This is a genomic window from Streptomyces pratensis, from assembly GCF_016804005.1.
In the GTDB taxonomy this organism is placed as follows: Bacteria; Actinomycetota; Actinomycetes; order Streptomycetales; family Streptomycetaceae; genus Streptomyces; species Streptomyces pratensis_A.
In genome coordinates, this window is record NZ_CP051486.1 from 7,016,942 (window position 1) to 7,033,602 (window position 16,661).

Genomic DNA, 16,661 nt, shown 5'->3' on the forward strand with positions numbered 1-16,661 from the left:
CAGGCGCGCCCCGGGTGGTCCTAGGACCACCCGGGGTAGGGATGACCAAGCGGACGGGATCACAGGAACGGGGAATCCGATGACGAACGACCTCAGGACCGAGGCCTACCTCTGCGGCCGCCTCTACGCGGCACTGGCGGAGCTGGAGAGGCTCGGCCAGGGGGAGCATCACTCGCTCGGCCGGCCGGACGTGTTGCGGAAGCTGGCCCTGGAGCCGTCGAAGCACCTGACCAAACACCTCGACCAGGCCGGGAAGTACCTGCTGGCGGCCAGGAACAGGGGGCAGGGCGGGCCCGCGGCCGCGGTGTTCAGGTCCCTCCCTGATCTGCTGCCGTCCGGGAGGAAGCTTCCGGACTCCTTGCGCGACACCGAGATGCAGGAGCGTTTCCACGCGGGCCGCACGGCGCAGGAGGCGGCGCTCGGCAAGGCCGTCGGGGCCGGGTGAACGGATGTGCGGCCGGACCCCGGGGGCTGTTCCGCCCCGGGGCCCGGCCGCACATGGCTCTCCTACAGGTGCGTCGGCTCGAACATCTTCAGCAGCGCGGGGAGCACCACCACCGACGGGCCGGATGCCGCCAGGGCCTTGCCGAGGTCGGCGGCCAGGGTCTCGGGCGTCGTACGGACCGCGGGTACGCCGAAGGACTCGGCCAGGGCCACGAAGTCCGGTCGGGCGAGTTCGGTCGCCGTGGCTTCGCCGAAGGCGCCCGTCATGTACTCCCGCAGGATGCCGTAGCCGCCGTCGTCGACGATCAGCCAGGTGACGGGCAGGTCGTACTGCCGGGCGGTGGCGAGCTCGGCGATCGAGTACATCGCACCGCCGTCGCCGGAGACCGCGAGCACCGGCCTGGTGCGGTCGGCCGCCGCGGCACCGATCGCGGCCGGGAAGCCGTAGCCGAGGCCGCCCGCACCCTGCGCCGAGTGCATCGTGTTCGGGTGGCGGGCGTCGAAGGCGGACCAGGCCCAGTAGGCCAGGATCGTCATGTCCCAGAAGCTGGGCGACGTGTCGGGCAGCGCCTCGCGGACGGAGGCCAGCACCTGCTGCTCCAGCGTGAGGTCCTGTGCCGCGATCCGGCCGTGGACCTTCTCCAGCAGCTCCCGGACACGCTCCGCCGCGGTGCCGTCCTCGCGGGGCTCCACCGTGTCCAGGAGGTCGGAGAGGGCCTCGCGGGCGTCGGAGTGGATGCCGAGCGCGGGGTGGTTGGACTCCAGTTTCCCGGCGTCGGCCTCGATCTGGATGACCCGGCCGCGCGGGGCGAACGTGTGGTAGTTCGAGGAGAGCTCGCCCAGTCCTGAGCCGACGACCAGCAGGACGTCCGCGGACTCCAGGAAGTCCGTGGTGTACCGGTCCTCCAGCCAGGACCGGAGCGAGAGCGGGTGTTCCCAGGGGAAGGCGCCCTTGCCGCCGAAGGTCGTGACGACCGGAGCGTCGATCTTCTCCGCGAGGGCGCGCAGTTTCCCGGCCGCGTCGGAGCGTACGACTCCGCCGCCCGCGATGATCGCCGGGCGCTCGGCCTTCGACAACAGGTGGGCGGCGGCGACGGTCAGCTCCGGGCGCGGGTACAGCTCACGGGGCGTGGCGTCCAGCGCGCTGACCACGGGCAGGGTGGTCTCGGCGAGCAGCACGTCCTGGGGGATCTCGACCCAGACCGGGCCGTGCGGGGCCGTCAGCGCGGACTCCCAGGCGGCGGCGATCGCCGAGGGGACCTGTGAGGCCGTGCGCACGGTGTGCACGGACTTCACGATGTCGCGGAAGGACGCCTTCTGGTCGCGGAGCTCGTGCAGATAGCCGTGGCGCCCTCCGCCGAGCCCGGCGGTGGGGATCTGGCTGGAGATCGCCAGCACGGGCGCCGACGCGGCCGCCGCCTCCTGGAGCGCGGCCAGGGAGGTCAGGGCCCCGGGGCCGGTGGAGAGCAGCAGGGGCGCCACCTCACCGGTGATCCGGCCGTACGCGTCGGCGGCGAAGCCGGCGTTGTTCTCGACCCGCAGCCCGATGTACGAGAGCGAGGAGCGGCGCAGCGCGTCGAACATGCCGAGCGCGTGCTGGCCGGGCAGTCCGAAGACGGTCGTGGCGCCGAGGCCCTGGAGGGTCTCGACGACCAGGTCGCCGCCGTTGCGTCCGGGCGGCGGGTTGAGAGCGGCCTCGGCCTGCGCGGCGGTGAGCTGCGGCCTGTCGTCGTGGTCGTGGCTCACCGGGTGCGGCCTTCCGCGATCTGGCGGGACATGATCGTCGTCAGCTCGTACGCCGTGTGCGAGGCGGCGACGGACGTGATCTCCGCGTGGTCGTACGCCGGGGCGACCTCGACCAGGTCGGCCGAGACCAGGTGGCAGGAGGAGAGCCCGCGCACGATCTCCAGGAGCTCGCGCGAGGTGAGGCCGCCGGCCTCGGGGGTCCCCGTGCCGGGCGCGTGCGCCGGGTCGAGCACGTCGATGTCGATGGAGATGTAGAGAGGCCGGTCGCCGATGCGCTGCCGCAGCTGGTCGGCGATCTCGTCGACACCGCGCCGCATGACGTCGGCGGAGGTGACGATGCCGAAGCCCATCTTGGCGTCGTCGGTGAGGTCCTGCTTGCCGTAGAGCGGGCCGCGCGTGCCCACGTGGGAGAGCGCCTCGGTGTCGAGGATGCCCTCCTCGACGGCCCGGCGGAACGGGGTGCCGTGCGTGTACTCGGCGCCGAAGTAGGTGTCCCAGGTGTCCAGGTGGGCGTCGAAGTGGAGCAGGGCGACGGGGCCGTGCTTCTTGGCGACGGAGCGCAGCAGGGGCAGCGCGATGGTGTGGTCGCCGCCGAGCGTCATCAGCCGGGCGCCGGTGCCGAGAAGGTCGTCGGCCGCGGCCTCGATCGTCTCGACCGCCTGGTTGATGTCGAAGGGGTTCACCGCGATGTCACCCGCGTCGGCGACCTGGGCGAGGGCGAAGGGCGAGGCGTCCTGTGCCGGGTTGTAGGGGCGCAGGAGACGAGAGGCCTCGCGGATCGCGTTGCCGCCGAAGCGGGCGCCGGGACGGTAGGAGACGCCGGTGTCGAAAGGCACGCCGACGACGGCGACGTCGGCGGTGCCCACCTCGTCGAGCCGTGGCAGCCGGGCGAACGTCGCGGGTCCGGCGTACCGCGGGACGCGGGAGGAGTCGACGGGGCCGCGCGGCGTTTCGTTGCTGCTCATGGGTGCGGGTGCCTTTCGTTCAGCCATGCACGCCTTGTGGGCGTTCATACGGTGACAAGTGTGTCAGGGGCCGGTTCACACCGGCCCCCGCGGTGGCCGGCGGTCAGACGGCGACCGGGTCCGGGGTGGCCGGTTCCTCGGCCCCCCGCCCGGCCAGCCGCTCGCGCCAGGCCGCGAGCACGGCCGCGTCGGTCGGCTTCGTCGCCAGCGAGACGACGACGTAGACGGCCAGCGAGGCGAGGAGCCCGTAGTAGACCGGCTCGTTGGCGAGGATCCCGTATCCCGCCATCAGCCCGATCACCGACGCACCGCCGACGGCCACGGCCGCCAGCGCGCCCGCCGCCGTTCCCCGGCGCCAGAGCAGACCGCCGAGGATCGGCACCAGCAGCCCGCCGACCAGCAGGTTGTAGGCGACGGTGAGTGCCTCGACGACGTCGTTGAGCGCGATGGCGATCACTATGACGGCGACGCCCATGATGAGGATGAACGCCCGGTTGCCCTTCACCTCGTCGCGCTCCTCGCCGCCTTCCTTGGCGACCACGCCCCGCAGCCGCGACCAGATGTCGTTGTTCGCCACGGTCGCGCAGGCGATCAGGGCGCCGGAGGAGGTGGACATCACGGCGGCGAGCGCGGCGGCGAGCACCAGCCCCCGCACACCGACCGGCAGTTCGTCCTTCACGATCGTCGCGAACGCCGCGTCGGCGCTCGGCAGCGTCGGGTACATCACCTTGGCCGCCGTCCCGATGACGGCGCCGGCGACCGCGTAGACCAGGCAGTACGTCCCGGCGACGGTTCCGCCCCAGCGTGCAGTCCGGTCGCTGCGGGCGGTGAACACGCGCTGCCAGATGTCCTGGCCGATCAGCATGCCGAAGGTGTAGATCAGGACGTACGTGAAGATCGTCTCGCCGCCGATGCCCAGGGGGTCGAAGTACTCCGTGGGCAGCTGCGCCTTCATCTCGCTGAAGCCGCCGGCCTTGACCACGGCGATCGGCAGGAGGAGGAGCAGGACGCCGATGGTCTTGACGACGAACTGCACCATGTCCGTGATCGTGATCGACCACATGCCGCCGAGCGTCGAGTACGCGACGACGATGGTGCCGCCCAGGATGATCGCGACGGTCCGGTTCACGTCGAACAGGACGTCGAAGATGGTGGCGTAGGCGATCGTCGAGGTGACCGCGAGCATCAGCGTGTACGCCCACATGACGACACCGGAGATGACGCCGGCCCTGCCGCCGTAGCGCAGGTCGAGCATCTCGGAGACGGTGTAGACCTTCAGCCGGGCGATGCGGGCCGAGAAGAACACGGACAGGGCGAGCAGCCCGAGGCCGATCGTGAAGACCATCCAGGCACCGGAGAGCCCGTACTGGTAGCCGAGGCCCACGCCTCCGATCGTCGAGGCACCGCCGAGGACTATCGCGGCCATGGTGCCGGAGTACATCCAGGGGCCGAGCCGCCGCCCGGCGACCAGGAACTCGCTCTTGGACTTGGCGCGGCGCATGCCCCACCAGCCCATGGCGAGCATGCCGGCCAGATAGACCACGATCACCGCGTAGTCGACAGCCATGGGCTTTCCTCCGTCTCGTTTCCGCTCAGGGGTCGGGTGTGGTGATGAAGACGGTAGGTGGCCGGAAGCCGACGCTGAAGTGTACGTTTCCTCCATCCTCAACCCGTCGAGTGGATGGACCATCCATGCCGGACTCCCCCACCGGGCCCCCTGCCCCTCCCATCCCGCTGGCCGAGCTGCTGGCCCGGGAGGAGCTCGGGCTGCGCCGGATCGCCGGCCCGGCCCACGCGGACCTGCTGTGGGTGCACACCTCGGAGATGGCCGACCCGTATCCGTATCTGCTCGGCGGCGAACTGCTGCTGACCGCCGGGGTGCAGCTCGCGGACGCGGACACCTACGTGGCCCGGCTCGTCGAGGCGGGGGCGGCGGCGGTCGGCTTCGGGGTGGCACCGGTGCACGACACGGTGCCGGAAGCCCTGGTGGAGGCCTGCGACAGGCACGGGCTGCCGTTGCTCGAGGTACCACCCGAGACCCGCTTCGCCGCGGTCGCCCGGGCGGTGTGGCGGCTCATGGCGGAGGCCCGCCATCGTGAGCTGCGCCGGGTGACCCGGGCCCAGCAGGCCCTGGCGACGGCGGCGGCCCGCCCGGACCCGGTGCCCGCGGTGCTGCGGCAGCTCGCCGTACAGCTGGAGGGACGGGTCGCGCTGCTCACGGCGGACGGCGAGGTGCTGCACACGGCGGGCGGACGCCCTGCACCGGACGTACAGACGGCGCTGGCACGGCTGGCCAGGGTGGTGGCACCCGCCGGATCCCCCTCCACCGGCCCCGCCCCGGGCTCCGCACCCGGCGCCTTCCCGGCCGGCCCGCAGGCCCCCTCCCCCGGCCGGAAACCGAGCCCGTCGTCGGCGACCGACACCCGCGGCGGCTCCCATCTGTTCGCGTACGCGCTGGGCGGCGGGCAGGGACTGGCCCTGGCCCTCGCGACCCCCCGGCGCGACTTCGGCGACCACACCGTCGCCGGGATCGCCGTCGTGCTGCTCTCCCTGCTCACCGCCCCGCACCAGGGCGCCGACGCCGCGGGCCGATCGGCGGCGCTGGTACGGCTCCTGCTCGGCGCGGCACCACAGGATGTGGCCCCGCTGCTGGGCGACGGCGACTCCTGGACGGTGGTCCACGCCCGCCGCGCGGACGGCACCCCGGCCGACCCGCTGAACGCCGGGACGCTCGGCGCGGCACTCGGCTCAGCCCTGTCGGACGTGGACCGGGAGACGGTACGGATCCTGCTGCCCGGCCGCCACGAGGCGGTGGCCCCGCAGCCCGGCTGGACCCTCGGCGTCTCCGAGCCCACTCCGGTCACCGCGCTCCCCGACGCCGACACACAGGCGTCCCGCGCCCTGGGCCACGCGGAGGCGACCCGCACCGCGTTGACCACGCACCGCCCCGGCGTCGGAGGCCTGGCCGGCCTGATCCCGGCCGACCGCGCCGAGGCCCACGCCCGCGCCCTCCTGGCCCCCCTCACGGACACCCTGGCCGAGACCCTGCGCTGCTGGCTGAGCCTCCACGGCAGCTGGGACCGCACGGCGGTGGCCATGCGGATCCACCGCAACACGGTCCGCCAGCGCGTCGCCCGGTGCGCGGCGCTGCTGGACATGGACCTGGACGACATGGACGTACGGACGGAGCTGTGGTTCGCGCTGCGGGACCGGACCCGCTGAACCAGCCTCCGAGATGTGCATCGCGCCTCTTGTTACGCCGCCCCCGACCGGCACTGTGAGCGGCCGGCGCGACGACCTGGCGAGGCGGCGAACTGACGAGGCGACGAACGGCCGGTGGCACGGGATCACGGAAGCCGGCCACCGGAATCGACGGGAACAGGCGGGTGGAGAGGCCCTTCGGCGCGGCTCCACCGTGCTGAACTCGACCTCCCACAAGGCGTTCCCGACTCCGCGTACCGCTGTCATTGCCGCCTGAGCTGTCAGTGCCGCCTGACAAGATCGCACATATGACCAGCAGCACCGGAACTCCCGTCCCGCTCCCGGCCAATCACCGCATCTCCGAGACGTACGTCGACTGGGCGCGCACCCAGGGGCCTGGCGTAGAAGCCGACGCCCGCGTCACGCTGGAGCGGGCGGACAGCACCCGGCACCGGTCCTGGGAGAAGCCCGGCCGGTTCGTGGACGACGCCGAGCGCCTGGCCAGGGGTCTTCCCGCCGCCCATCTGCCCTGGTTCTGGGACACGATCGGCCACTGGATGCTGGAGGCGCACCGTCGTTCCGCGGCGCGCGCCTACGGGCTGGCCCGTTCCGCCGAACGCGCCCACGGGCTGCCGGTCGACCCCGACCGGAGCTGGGCGAACGCAACGCTGTTCGCCCGCTTCGGCGCCTTGCCCGTCGCCGAACTCAGCAAGGCCCCCGTGTGGTCGGCAGAGGTGTTCGGCCCCGTGGACGCCCACCGTGCGTATGTCGACCTGCTGGCCGTCTGGGCGACGTCACCCGGCGAGCTCCCCGCCGACCTGGGCCGCCGCGTCCGGGACTCGGCCCGTGCAGCCGGCCTCGGCACCGCCGAGGAGGCCCGGGTGCTGGGCGGGCTGCTGGCCGCGTCCCGTGGCAAGGCCGTACCCGACCGGCTGCTCGACGCGGCCGTCGGCCCGCTGAGGGCTCATCCACCGGCCGACGAGCAGGCCACCGCCCTCCTCGACCTGTTCCCCGACTCGAAGAACGACGCCGCGTCCTGGCTGCGGCTGCTCATCGGCTGCGGCGCCGCCGACGCCGCGGCCGAGGGCCGGATCGTCCCGGAGGGCGGCCTCGGGGACTGGCTGCGCCGGTACGCCGCCCAGTACGCGCACCGCCCCTCGGGCGGCGGGATCACCCGCCAGGCGATGCCGGCCGAACTCTTCGACCTGGTCGGGCGCTTCGCACTACGGATCAAGGCGGAAGGGGCCCCTGTCCGGCTCCACGAGGACCGCTACCGGTGGCCGCACCTGGACGCCGACCTGCTCGACGTCTGTCTCGCCGAGGGCATGGCCGTGCACGATCCCGGTCCTGCGATCGGCCTTGAGTTCTGGGGCGAGCGCTCCCTGCGCGACCTGAGGGCGCTGGCCGCCGACCCGGTGTTCGGGCCCCGCCTGGAGGGCACCGTGCACGCCGGACTCCGCACGCGTGGCGGCAGTGCCATCAGCCGGCTCCCCCATACCCCGGGCATCACCGTCGAGGTCCACGCCCGCGTCGAGAAGCTGCTCGACGCCCTGCGCGGTGGCGGTCTCGCCGCCGCCGACGAGGCCGTCGAGGAGCTGCGCGGCCTTCTGGACCGGCCCACCGCCATCGCCCTGGACGGCATCGAAGAGGCCCTCGACGCCCTTGACCTCACAGGCCCACTGACCCGCGCCCTGCGGGCGGGACTCCCCGAGGAGCTGGGCTGGCCCGCCCTGGACCAGGCCCTCGCCTCGTTCCGGCCGGACGAAACCGTTCACGTCACCTGCACCTGGCCGGTGCTCACCGTGTTCGGCGAGACCCGTGCCCTCGCCGTCGGCCACGCCGGAGTGCGCGGCGAACACACCCTGCAACTCCCCGACGGCGCCCTCGGCCACACCGTCCACTGGGTCGGCGGGCAGTTCCTCGTCGCCTGGAACGGCGAGCACGAGGACAACTACCCCGGCACCGCCTACTGGTCCGACCACCCCGGCGAGACATTCACACCGGAGCATGCGTACGGGCTGCGCCCCTACGGCGGCAGCATCCAGGGCGGCCTCGGGTACCAGTTCGAAACGCAGGACGGGGGTGGTCGGTTCGACGGGGAGCGCGTCCTCCGCGCCGGCGGCCGTGAGGGCATCGGGCATCGCGACTACCAGATGAGTGACGGCCACGCGTTCTGGAGTGCCGAAGTGTTCAGCGAGGACCGGGACGGCTGGAACCGCATCGACGCGGCAACCGGGGTTCCCACCACCGACCGCACTCTCCCGGCCTTCCACGACCCCGCCGAGTCCCCGGCCGGCACCAGGCCGTTCCCCGACCACCGCATCCTCGCCCCGCTTCCACCCGGCTCCCCGCCGTCGCCGCTCGGCCAGGACGGCGCGCTCACCGGCTGCCGGGTCAGCTACCGCACGCCGTACGGGGGCCCGTCCCCCCGCGAGTTCGAGCTGGAGTCCATCGACGGCCGTACCGCCTCCTACCGCAGCGGCACCTTCGGCCGCCGCCCGTGGGGCATTCTCGCCCTGCCGCTCGACGGTGAGGACGCCGTCCTCGCGGGCGGGACCACCATCCGCTGCCACGCCGCTGAAGACAACTCGTTGCTGTGGCAGGTCCAGGGCTTCCCCGGCAGCGGCAACAGGTCTCGTGGCCGCGCCACTCTGGGTGAACAGGCCGGGCCGGTTCCGCCGCCCGCCTTCTGGCACTTCCTCACCCCGCGCGACGCCCCGTCGTCCCGCGCCCTGCGGACGGTCACGGAGACCGCCGTACGTGAACTGCTGCGCCCCGGCACCGGGAGCACCCTGCCCGGGGTGACCGACCCACAGGTCGGGGACGGCGTGGACCGCGCCGCCCGCCTCGCAGCCGACGTACTCCGCCGCCGCCGGGAGCTGTCCCACCGGGTCGCCGTCATGCGGGCCGGGCCCGTCGTCCACCTGTCCGACCCCGTGCCGGACACGCGGCTCGTCCCTGCTCTCCACAGCCTGCTGCCCCCACCGCACGGCTTCGAGGAACGGCCGGCGCAGCCCGCGCTTCTCACCTCGGTCGCTGCCGACGGCCGGTACCTGCGGGGAGAGATCGACGACGAGGTGCGGGTGCTGGCCCTTCCCGCCCCGCCGTCCGAGTGGATGGCGCTGACGGGCCGGATCGACGCGGTGGCCTGGCGGGCCGCCGTCGCGGCCACCCCCGACGACCAGCGGCACGCCCTCACCGCACTGCTCGACACCTGGAGCAGGCAGCCGTTCGCGGAAGCGGGCAGCACCTGGAGGACCGGCCGCGCTCCCGAACAGCGGCTCGCCGGACTCCGCGCGGACGGGCACACCGTGGCCTCCGGTCCGGCCCGCAACAACATCGCCACGTTCCTCCAGCGAGCCGCCGGACCGGCGCCCGCCGACGCCGAGGAGTGCGCGACGCACACCATCGCCGCCGACGACGGCACCCGGCTCCCCCGCCTGCTGGCGTACCTGTCCGAGCGTGGACCGCTCCCCGTGCCGGAGGAGGCCGTCGACCTGTTCCGCTGGCGCACCGGGGTGCCGCGCCCGATCGCCGCCCTGGTCCTCGACGGATTCGCCGGCAGCGACGACCACGGCGCGCACCGCAAGCTCCTGCGGTCCAAGCCGTACAAGGCGGACCGGGCCACCTCCTTCGCGTACGACGAGTTCCGGAGGCGGCTCGGTCTCGCGGGCCGGCGTACGGTGCTCGCGTATGCCTTGCCCGGCGACCCGGCGGAGCTATGGGCCCCGGGCGGAGTGACCGCGGCGGCGGAGCGAATGGCCGCCGGGTGGGCCGAGTTGCTCGGCGCGGCCCCCTACGCCGACGACGGCAGCCACGCCGCCGCCCTCGCTGCGGACCACGGCCTGCCGGAGCTCTGGGCCACGGCCCTGCTCACCGGCCGCGTCGATGAGCCACTGGACGCCGACGGCGTACGGGCCGCCGCCACCGCGGTCGCCTGGGCTCTCGCCGAGCGTCCGGTCGGAGACCCTGCGGCGGAGGGCGCCCATGCCCTGCTCGACGTACTCGCGGACACCCTTGTCGGCACCTCTGAGGGGCTCCTGACCGCCCTGCGTGCCCTCGCGGACCGGGCCGCCGACACCCCGGTACCGCCCGGCCAGTACGAGGCCAACCCGCTGTTCGGCGTCCCGGCCCTTGTGGACGAGGTGGCGGGTGCCTTCGGCGTGAGCCGTGACGCGGCTGCCCTCCACCTCCAGACCCACGCGTTGGACCGCCCGGCCGACAGAACCGTCCGCCGCTGGAACTCCTGGTCCCTCGATCACCACCGCGCCGTCCGTAAGGAACTCACCGCAGCGAAGGCCCCACGCCCCGCACCGGCGTCTCCGGCCGTGGACACCACCGGGATCCGGCCTCCGGCGCACGAGCGGTTCGTCCGGGCCTGGGAGTCGCCGTCGGCGAAGCCGCGCCGGTGACGGCCGATCCCCACGGGGGACCCGGCCCGGGGTCGTCGTGACACAGCAGGCGACCCCGACGGCGTAGGCGAGCCTGGCAAGCAGACCTTGGCCATGGAGGCCGCACCCGAAGCCGAGCCGCCCATCACTATACGAACGTAGGTATGGGTACTCATGCCGCAGTCACCGCCTCGGCGGCATCGTATGTCTCACACCCAGCAACACGGTTCCTTCACATCGGAGTTAGAGATGACCGCCTCGTCGCGCACCCTGCCCCAGTCCCTTCGCCGCTACCTGCTGAACCCCGCCGCCCTGGCCTACCTGGCAATCGTGGCCGCTGTCGGCGTATGGGTCGGCCTGGACGCGCTCCTCGTCGAACATGCGGACGCCAGTCTCGCCGGCGTCTGGCTGTTCATCGTGACTGCACCGACCTCGATGCTGTTCGCTTTCCTTCCCGGTGCACTGCCGTTCGCCGGTATCGCCGTCGGTGCCGTCGTCCAGGCGCTGGCGCTCGGTGCCGCGTACCACTGGGCTCTCGGGTGGACAGCGCGGCGCACCGCCACTCTCGGCGCCTGAGAGAACGTCACCGACTGACAGGAGGGCGCCGATCGTGGCGCCCTCGGCTTCAGCGGCTCCCGAGCCGGCACACGCCTTGCCCGGGAGCAACAGACAGAAGGGTGCGGCCATGCCGGCCGCACGGATCACCACCTGCTTGACGGCCGGCTCGGCCCCAGGGGCGACTTCTCGATCACGGCGCCTCCGTGGACGAGGCCGCACGCGGGTTCGTCTGTCTTCCCCATGCACGGGTGCCTCTTGAGAACGTCAGCAGGAAGAGTGAGGGTCAGCGCGATGTGTAAGAAGTGCGGTGCACGGAAGGGCCGTTGGCCCCGCGCCTGCTCCCGGTGTCGTACCGGATCGTCGGATCGGGCGGAAAACGCCTTGGAGGCCGCCGAGCTGGCCGTGGAGACGGGACTGCTCGGATGGATCGGCCGAGGCGTCGTGCGGCTGGTACTGCGCACGATCGGTTGACCGGTACGACGCCGAGGGCCTGCCGGTGACCGGGGCTGTGGATCGTGATCAGCCATGCAGAGACGGCACGACGACCTGTCGGGAGCCCGGACCTGCCTGGACGCCCGCACCGCCGGCTGGGTCTGTCCGCCGCTGTGCAACGGCTGGGACCAACCGCAGCGGAAGCCCCTGCGGCTGATACGCGGGGCAGGCCCTCGCCTCGCAGCGCTCTCGGACAGTGACCCTGTGATCCGGACACCGATCGCCCCACGGCCCGGAAGGGCCTTCGGCCTCATCAGGTGAACCCGCGTCTGATGGAGCAGCATCCGCTGTCCCGCCCGACCCGGGAAGCCACCGGCCTCAACCGGACGGACACGTCCGGTCGACTGAATCGCCCGGCACCCAGACGCGCTCTACGACCGGGCCCCGCACAGCTGCTGGTCCACGAGCTCGGTCATGGACTTTTCGGTGTCCTGGCCGGCGTGACTGGTGACGTACACCGAGGCGGTCCGGTCGCCCTCCCGGGTGGTGCCGGCCCAGGTGACGTAGCCGAGCAGCTCCCCCCGGTGACCGAAGTAGCTCCCCCCGCAGGACAACCGGATCTCGGCCAGGCCGAGTCCGTACGATGCGCCCAGGCCGGGCGCGGACACCGTGGTCGTCATCTCGTCGAGCTGCTCCGGACGCATCAGACGGCCCGCGAGCAGCGCGGTGTAGAACCGGTTCAGGTCACGGGTGGAGCTGATGACCGAGCCCGAGCCGACGGCCATACTCGGATCGAGCGTCGTCACGTCGACGCCGGTGTCGGTGCCGAAGCCGGCGTACGCGTGTGCGTGGGGGCCCGGGATGAACGGGAAGGTGCCCGGAGCGGCGGTGTCCCGCAGGGCCAGCGGGCGGATGATCCGGTCGTGCACCTCCCTCTGCCAGCTCCGGCCGGTGACCTCGCGGATGATCATCGCGGCGAGGACGTAGTTGGTGTTGGAGTACGACCAGCCGGGCACCTCCGAGGGCTCCGCCGGTTGCCGCATCGCCGCCCTCACCAGCTCCCGGGGCGTGTAGGTGCGGAACCGCTCCGCGCGATATCCGTCCGCGCTCCGCAGAGCGGGTGGCACCGGGACGTCGGGGATGCCGCTGGTGTGCTGCAGCAGTTGCCGCACGGTGATCCGGCTGCCGTCCAGGCCGTTGCCCTGGACCACTCCCGGCAGCCACTGCTCGACCGTGTCATCCAGGGAGATCCGCCCCTCACCGACGAGTTGCAGTACGACTGTGGCGGTGAACGTCTTGGTCGCACTGCCGATGCGGAACCGGCCGTTCTCCGGCATCGGCTTCGTGGCGCCGATCCTGGCCGTCCCGGCGCGCGCGCTGTCATGGCTGCCGGACGAAGTCACCTCGGCCGACACACCGACCGCCCCGGTGCGATGAATCGCTTCCACCTGTTGTCGCAGCGAGTTGGACTGCACCGGCTTCGCCACCGCTGTCAGCCCGGTGGATGCTACGAGCATCACCCCGACCAGGCTGGTGACGCGAAGCAGACCTCGCCGGCGAGTGAACGACACCTGCATGAAGAAGACCCCCTGAGCTGTCGGAACCGTCGACGACCATCCCACCAGGGCAGTGGCGTCAGCCCCATCCGGCTGCCCCCAACGGCGCCGCTTTGCCACCCCCAGGGCGGCTCCGGGGGCTGCCCTCACCTGAGCCGCTGCGGCCACCCCCCTGGCTGCCCCGGACCACCAGTTCACGGGCGGTTCCGGCATGATCCGCCGAGGCGCTGGTGCACCGGCCACGGCCACCCGGCACCCGTGGCGCGAGGGGCGGCGGACCCGTCGGGCCCCGAGGTGCAGGTGTGCACCCCGGTCCGGCCTCTCGTTCCTACACGGGCACCGGCCGTTACGCCGGGGCAGCTCCGCAGCCGTCAGGCTTGAGGGACATCCGCACCAGCCTTCCCGACTCGCTGATGAGCAGCTCCGGCACATGGTCCTCGTAGAAGCGGATCTGCCCGATGACGCCCTCGGTGCTGGAGTGCCGCGCCAACTGCTCAAGAAGAGGGTCCAGGTCGGGGAGACACTCCGCGTGCACTTCCTGCCGCACCGTGAGAGCCCACCCGCTGTCCGTCCGGTGCAGCTCGGCAACCAGCAGTCCTCCGATGCGCGCAGCGGGCCCGCGCTCGGCGAGGAGAGGGAACAGGTCCTCCGGTGCGGCCGGTTCTTCCGCAGGGCCGTCCGCCGCTTCCTGCGACTCCCCCGCACCCGTAGCGACAGCGGCGCCGAGGTGCCGACCCAGCTCGGCCACAACCGCGCTCGGCACCGTCGCGCCGAGGTTCAGCGCGAGGTCAACTGCGTACATGTCACCCATGCCGGCAGCCTATTCATCCGCAGTGGGCCGGGAAACTGAGGGGCAGCCACGAGGACGATCTGCTAGGTATACGAGTCCCCGCCCAGCCGCCAGGACTTGGATGCCATGCCCCGCGCCGTCAAGCTCATCCGTTCCACCGCCCTGTCCGACGTTGCGGAGTACGCCTACGCCGCCACCGCACCCGCCGAGGCGCGGCTGATCTTCCTCGCCGGGGCGTGCCCGCTGAACGAGGACGGGTCCACAGCCGCCGTCGGTGACTACGCCGGTCAGGCCGCGAAGGCCCTCGACAACATGAAGACCGCGCTCGCAGCAGCCGGCGCGGACCTCGAAGACGTCATCAGCACGCGCGTACTGGTGGCCTCCACGCGGCAGGAGGACCTGGTCACCGCGTGGGAGGTGGTCCGGGACGCATTCGGCGACCACGACGTCCCGAGTACGTTGCTCGGCGTCACAGTTCTCGGATACCACGACCAGCTGGTGGAGATCGAGGGCGTCGCCGCCGTGCTCGACTCCTGATTGCCCGGCGGCTCGGCTCGGCGCTGTGAACCGGAGGGACGGAGGGCCCTCAGATCCCGGCGGTGCATGACACACACGCCTCCCGGTACGGCGGCACGTCCAGCACCCGGTGGCGTAGGCACGAGGCCATCGCCTCCTCCTGCGGGCCGGGCAGTACGGCAGCGCCGTCACAGCCCTGCCCGACGCCGACACCCAGGCACCCAGGCACCCAGGCACCCAACGCCCTGGCCGGCCGCGCTCACCGGCCCCGCGCTGCTGGAGACGGACCTGGAAGACATGGACGTGCGGAGGGAGCTGTGCTTCTCGCTGTGGAGGGGACCAACAGCCGGACGCGCGCTGCGCGATGCCGCCCGGACCGGCCTGACATCCGCCCGGACCGGCGACCTGATCATCTACTAGGATGAAGCCACGCACGTGGGCATGTACCTCGGAGGCGCACATATGGTCCACGTTCCACGGCCCGGACACACGGCTGCACCGGCTACCTCCATGCCCGTCCTCCGTTTGGTCCGAACCGGAGTCTGAGCGAATGCCTCACGCACTGACGCCCCGTGAAAAGGGAAACCTCCCCGCCCTCAGCGCACAGCCACTGATTCGTCTCGACGCCTACGTGGCGGAGGACGGGTCGACGGTGGTCAACGGCCACCTGCTGACGATGGGCGGCACCCGTCCGCCCAACGAGGCGATTCTCGACGCCGTAGCCATGTTCGCCCGCACCCTGGGGACTCCGGTGGCGGCGACCGTCATCGACCGCAGCGTGCGGCAGGTGGCGCGGCTCCGGGTGTATCCCGACGGCTCCAGCCGGACCATCGCCGAGGAGGAGGATCTGCCGCCCGGGCGCGAGCGAACCACCGCCGAGGAAGAGGCGTTTCCTCCGCTCGCCCGCGTCGAGCGGATCATCCAGCACGCGCAGCGCGAGGAACTGCACGCCGCGTTCGTCCTCGCAGGCGCACTGCGGGAGCACCTGACGCTGCGCCGGGGCGCGGAGGATGAACTGTCACTGGAGGCCAGGGCGATCGAGGCGTACATCGCCTATCGCCGCGGCGACTACACGACCTCCACCGGCCTCGCGCTGACCGTCGCGCGCATCCGCTGCGGCAGCGATCTGCACCGGGCCGTGCCCGAGGTGGTCCGTGCCACCGCCGCGTGGCAACGACTCCGTGACGAGGCCCAGGTGGCGACCAGAGGACGGGAACTGCTGCACATGTGGCAGAGGTTGTCCGCAGAAGGCATGCTGCGGGAACCGTCCCACCACGCCATGGCCCAGGCCGTCCGGAGCCGGATCGAACGGGGCAGCCCGTACGCGCAAGCCCCGGCCCCGGCCCCGGCCCCGCCCCCGCCCCCGCCCCCGCCCCCGCAGCGGCCCTGACCGCAGCTCAGGTCCAGTTCGCCCCCGAGGACCCGCCTCTCGCGCCCACTCGAAGGGGGATACTGCGCTTCACCAGGCGCACGGGCCGAAGGCACGGCTGAACCCGGGCCACGCATGAACTTCCGCGGCCTCCCCACGGCCTCGGCTACCGCCTCTGCGACGCAGCACGCAGACGCTCGCCCCGGCTCTCCGCGATCCGGTGGACGTCGCGCAGCGACTCGGCCATGCGCGCCACGACGTAACGCAGTTGCGGTGCGGTCACCTGCCGGTCGTCGAGCATGTCGGCCGCGTGATCGAGCAGTTCGACTGCCATCCCGAGCTGGACGCTCTCGATGTCGTCCGCGATCCGGGAGACGTACCCCGCCCCGTCGCCGAGGAGATAGCAGGGCTTGCCTTCCGGGCCGGCCCACGGCAGCAGTCGTGCCGCGTCGGGGATCCAGCCGGTCATACGATCCGCCCCAAGCCGCACCTCGGGCAGTGCCTGACGTCGACCCCGTACATCGCGAGCCACAGAGGCCGCTCAGGCAACGAATCTGACGCCTCCCCGTCGGGAGGAGGGGGCACCCGAACCTCGGCCGGGACCGACGGGACCGGTTGAAGGCGACGCAGCAGCGTCTCGAGGATGCGGATGGCGCAGTGCAGCACGTCGTCAACTCCGTTGAATGAGGATGG

12 protein-coding genes are annotated in these 16,661 nt (G+C 72.4%); 6 read left to right on the forward strand and 6 right to left on the reverse strand.

The genetic code is table 11. The annotated features are described in order from the left end of the window. Positions 1-79 precede the first annotated feature (79 nt). Complete coding sequence (locus HED23_RS29290; protein ID WP_203186358.1) at positions 80-445, forward strand: hypothetical protein; 366 nt, start codon at positions 80-82, stop codon at positions 443-445. A 62-nt stretch (positions 446-507) separates the two neighbouring features. Here HED23_RS29290 and HED23_RS29295 read toward each other — a convergent pair whose 3' ends face one another. The 3 genes from HED23_RS29295 to HED23_RS29305 form a co-directional block, all read right to left on the reverse strand. Next, positions 508-2,190, reverse strand: a complete 1,683-nt coding sequence (locus HED23_RS29295) for a thiamine pyrophosphate-binding protein (RefSeq protein WP_203186359.1) — start codon at positions 2,188-2,190, stop codon at positions 508-510. Next, positions 2,187-3,155 carry an agmatinase gene (gene speB / locus HED23_RS29300; protein WP_203186360.1) on the reverse strand — a complete coding sequence of 323 codons (969 nt, stop codon included), beginning with the start codon at positions 3,153-3,155 and terminating at the stop codon, positions 2,187-2,189. The genes HED23_RS29295 and speB overlap by 4 nt, the downstream gene beginning before the upstream one ends. Before the next feature lie 103 nt (positions 3,156-3,258). Next, positions 3,259-4,722 carry a sodium:solute symporter gene (locus HED23_RS29305; RefSeq protein WP_203186361.1) on the reverse strand — a complete coding sequence of 488 codons (1,464 nt, stop codon included), beginning with the start codon at positions 4,720-4,722 and terminating at the stop codon, positions 3,259-3,261. Between the two features lie 125 nt (positions 4,723-4,847). Between HED23_RS29305 and HED23_RS29310 the strand changes: the two genes are divergently transcribed. The 3 genes from HED23_RS29310 (at position 4,848) to HED23_RS29320 (ending at position 11,323) form a co-directional block, all read left to right on the forward strand. Continuing rightward, positions 4,848-6,377 carry a PucR family transcriptional regulator gene (locus HED23_RS29310; protein ID WP_203186362.1) on the forward strand — a complete coding sequence of 510 codons (1,530 nt, stop codon included), beginning with the start codon at positions 4,848-4,850 and terminating at the stop codon, positions 6,375-6,377. 287 nt (positions 6,378-6,664) lie between these two features. After that, positions 6,665-10,768 carry a hypothetical protein gene (locus HED23_RS29315; RefSeq protein WP_203186363.1) on the forward strand — a complete coding sequence of 1,368 codons (4,104 nt, stop codon included), beginning with the start codon at positions 6,665-6,667 and terminating at the stop codon, positions 10,766-10,768. Between the two features lie 228 nt (positions 10,769-10,996). Beyond that, positions 10,997-11,323, forward strand: a complete 327-nt coding sequence (locus tag HED23_RS29320; RefSeq protein WP_203186364.1) for an SCO4225 family membrane protein — start codon at positions 10,997-10,999, stop codon at positions 11,321-11,323. Positions 11,324-12,168: 845 nt separating this feature from the next. Here HED23_RS29320 and HED23_RS29330 read toward each other — a convergent pair. After that, a complete protein-coding gene (locus HED23_RS29330) occupies positions 12,169-13,254 on the reverse strand; it encodes a serine hydrolase domain-containing protein (protein WP_238442321.1) in 1,086 nt (361 codons plus the stop codon). 385 nt (positions 13,255-13,639) lie between these two features. After that, positions 13,640-14,104 carry a hypothetical protein gene (locus HED23_RS29335; RefSeq protein WP_203186367.1) on the reverse strand — a complete coding sequence of 155 codons (465 nt, stop codon included), beginning with the start codon at positions 14,102-14,104 and terminating at the stop codon, positions 13,640-13,642. Positions 14,105-14,209: 105 nt separating this feature from the next. Between HED23_RS29335 and HED23_RS29340 the strand changes: the two genes are divergently transcribed. Together HED23_RS29340 and HED23_RS29345 are read left to right on the forward strand one after the other, a co-directional pair. Beyond that, complete coding sequence (locus tag HED23_RS29340) at positions 14,210-14,620, forward strand: RidA family protein (RefSeq protein ID WP_203186368.1); 411 nt, start codon at positions 14,210-14,212, stop codon at positions 14,618-14,620. A 529-nt stretch (positions 14,621-15,149) separates the two neighbouring features. Continuing rightward, on the forward strand, positions 15,150-15,989 hold the full coding sequence (locus HED23_RS29345; protein ID WP_238442157.1) for a hypothetical protein: 840 nt from the start codon (positions 15,150-15,152) through the stop codon (positions 15,987-15,989). Positions 15,990-16,134: 145 nt separating this feature from the next. On the opposite strand, the gene HED23_RS29350 is transcribed toward HED23_RS29345, so the two are convergent. Then, complete coding sequence (locus tag HED23_RS29350) at positions 16,135-16,437, reverse strand: hypothetical protein (RefSeq protein ID WP_203186369.1); 303 nt, start codon at positions 16,435-16,437, stop codon at positions 16,135-16,137. Positions 16,438-16,661: the final 224 nt, after the last annotated feature.

Coding starts and splice junctions, on each gene's coding strand:
- HED23_RS29305 (WP_203186361.1), bottom strand. CDS start 4,722: ATGGCTGTCGACTACGCGGTGATCGTGGTCTATCTGGCCGGCATGCTC.
- HED23_RS29350 (WP_203186369.1), bottom strand. CDS start 16,437: ATGACCGGCTGGATCCCCGACGCGGCACGACTGCTGCCGTGGGCCGGC.
- HED23_RS29340 (WP_203186368.1), top strand. CDS start 14,210: ATGCCCCGCGCCGTCAAGCTCATCCGTTCCACCGCCCTGTCCGACGTT.
- HED23_RS29320 (WP_203186364.1), top strand. CDS start 10,997: ATGACCGCCTCGTCGCGCACCCTGCCCCAGTCCCTTCGCCGCTACCTG.
- speB (WP_203186360.1), bottom strand. CDS start 3,155: ATGAGCAGCAACGAAACGCCGCGCGGCCCCGTCGACTCCTCCCGCGTC.
- HED23_RS29310 (WP_203186362.1), top strand. CDS start 4,848: ATGCCGGACTCCCCCACCGGGCCCCCTGCCCCTCCCATCCCGCTGGCC.
- HED23_RS29335 (WP_203186367.1), bottom strand. CDS start 14,104: ATGGGTGACATGTACGCAGTTGACCTCGCGCTGAACCTCGGCGCGACG.
- HED23_RS29290 (WP_203186358.1), top strand. CDS start 80: ATGACGAACGACCTCAGGACCGAGGCCTACCTCTGCGGCCGCCTCTAC.
- HED23_RS29330 (WP_238442321.1), bottom strand. CDS start 13,254: ATGCTCGTAGCATCCACCGGGCTGACAGCGGTGGCGAAGCCGGTGCAG.
- HED23_RS29315 (WP_203186363.1), top strand. CDS start 6,665: ATGACCAGCAGCACCGGAACTCCCGTCCCGCTCCCGGCCAATCACCGC.
- HED23_RS29345 (WP_238442157.1), top strand. CDS start 15,150: ATGCCTCACGCACTGACGCCCCGTGAAAAGGGAAACCTCCCCGCCCTC.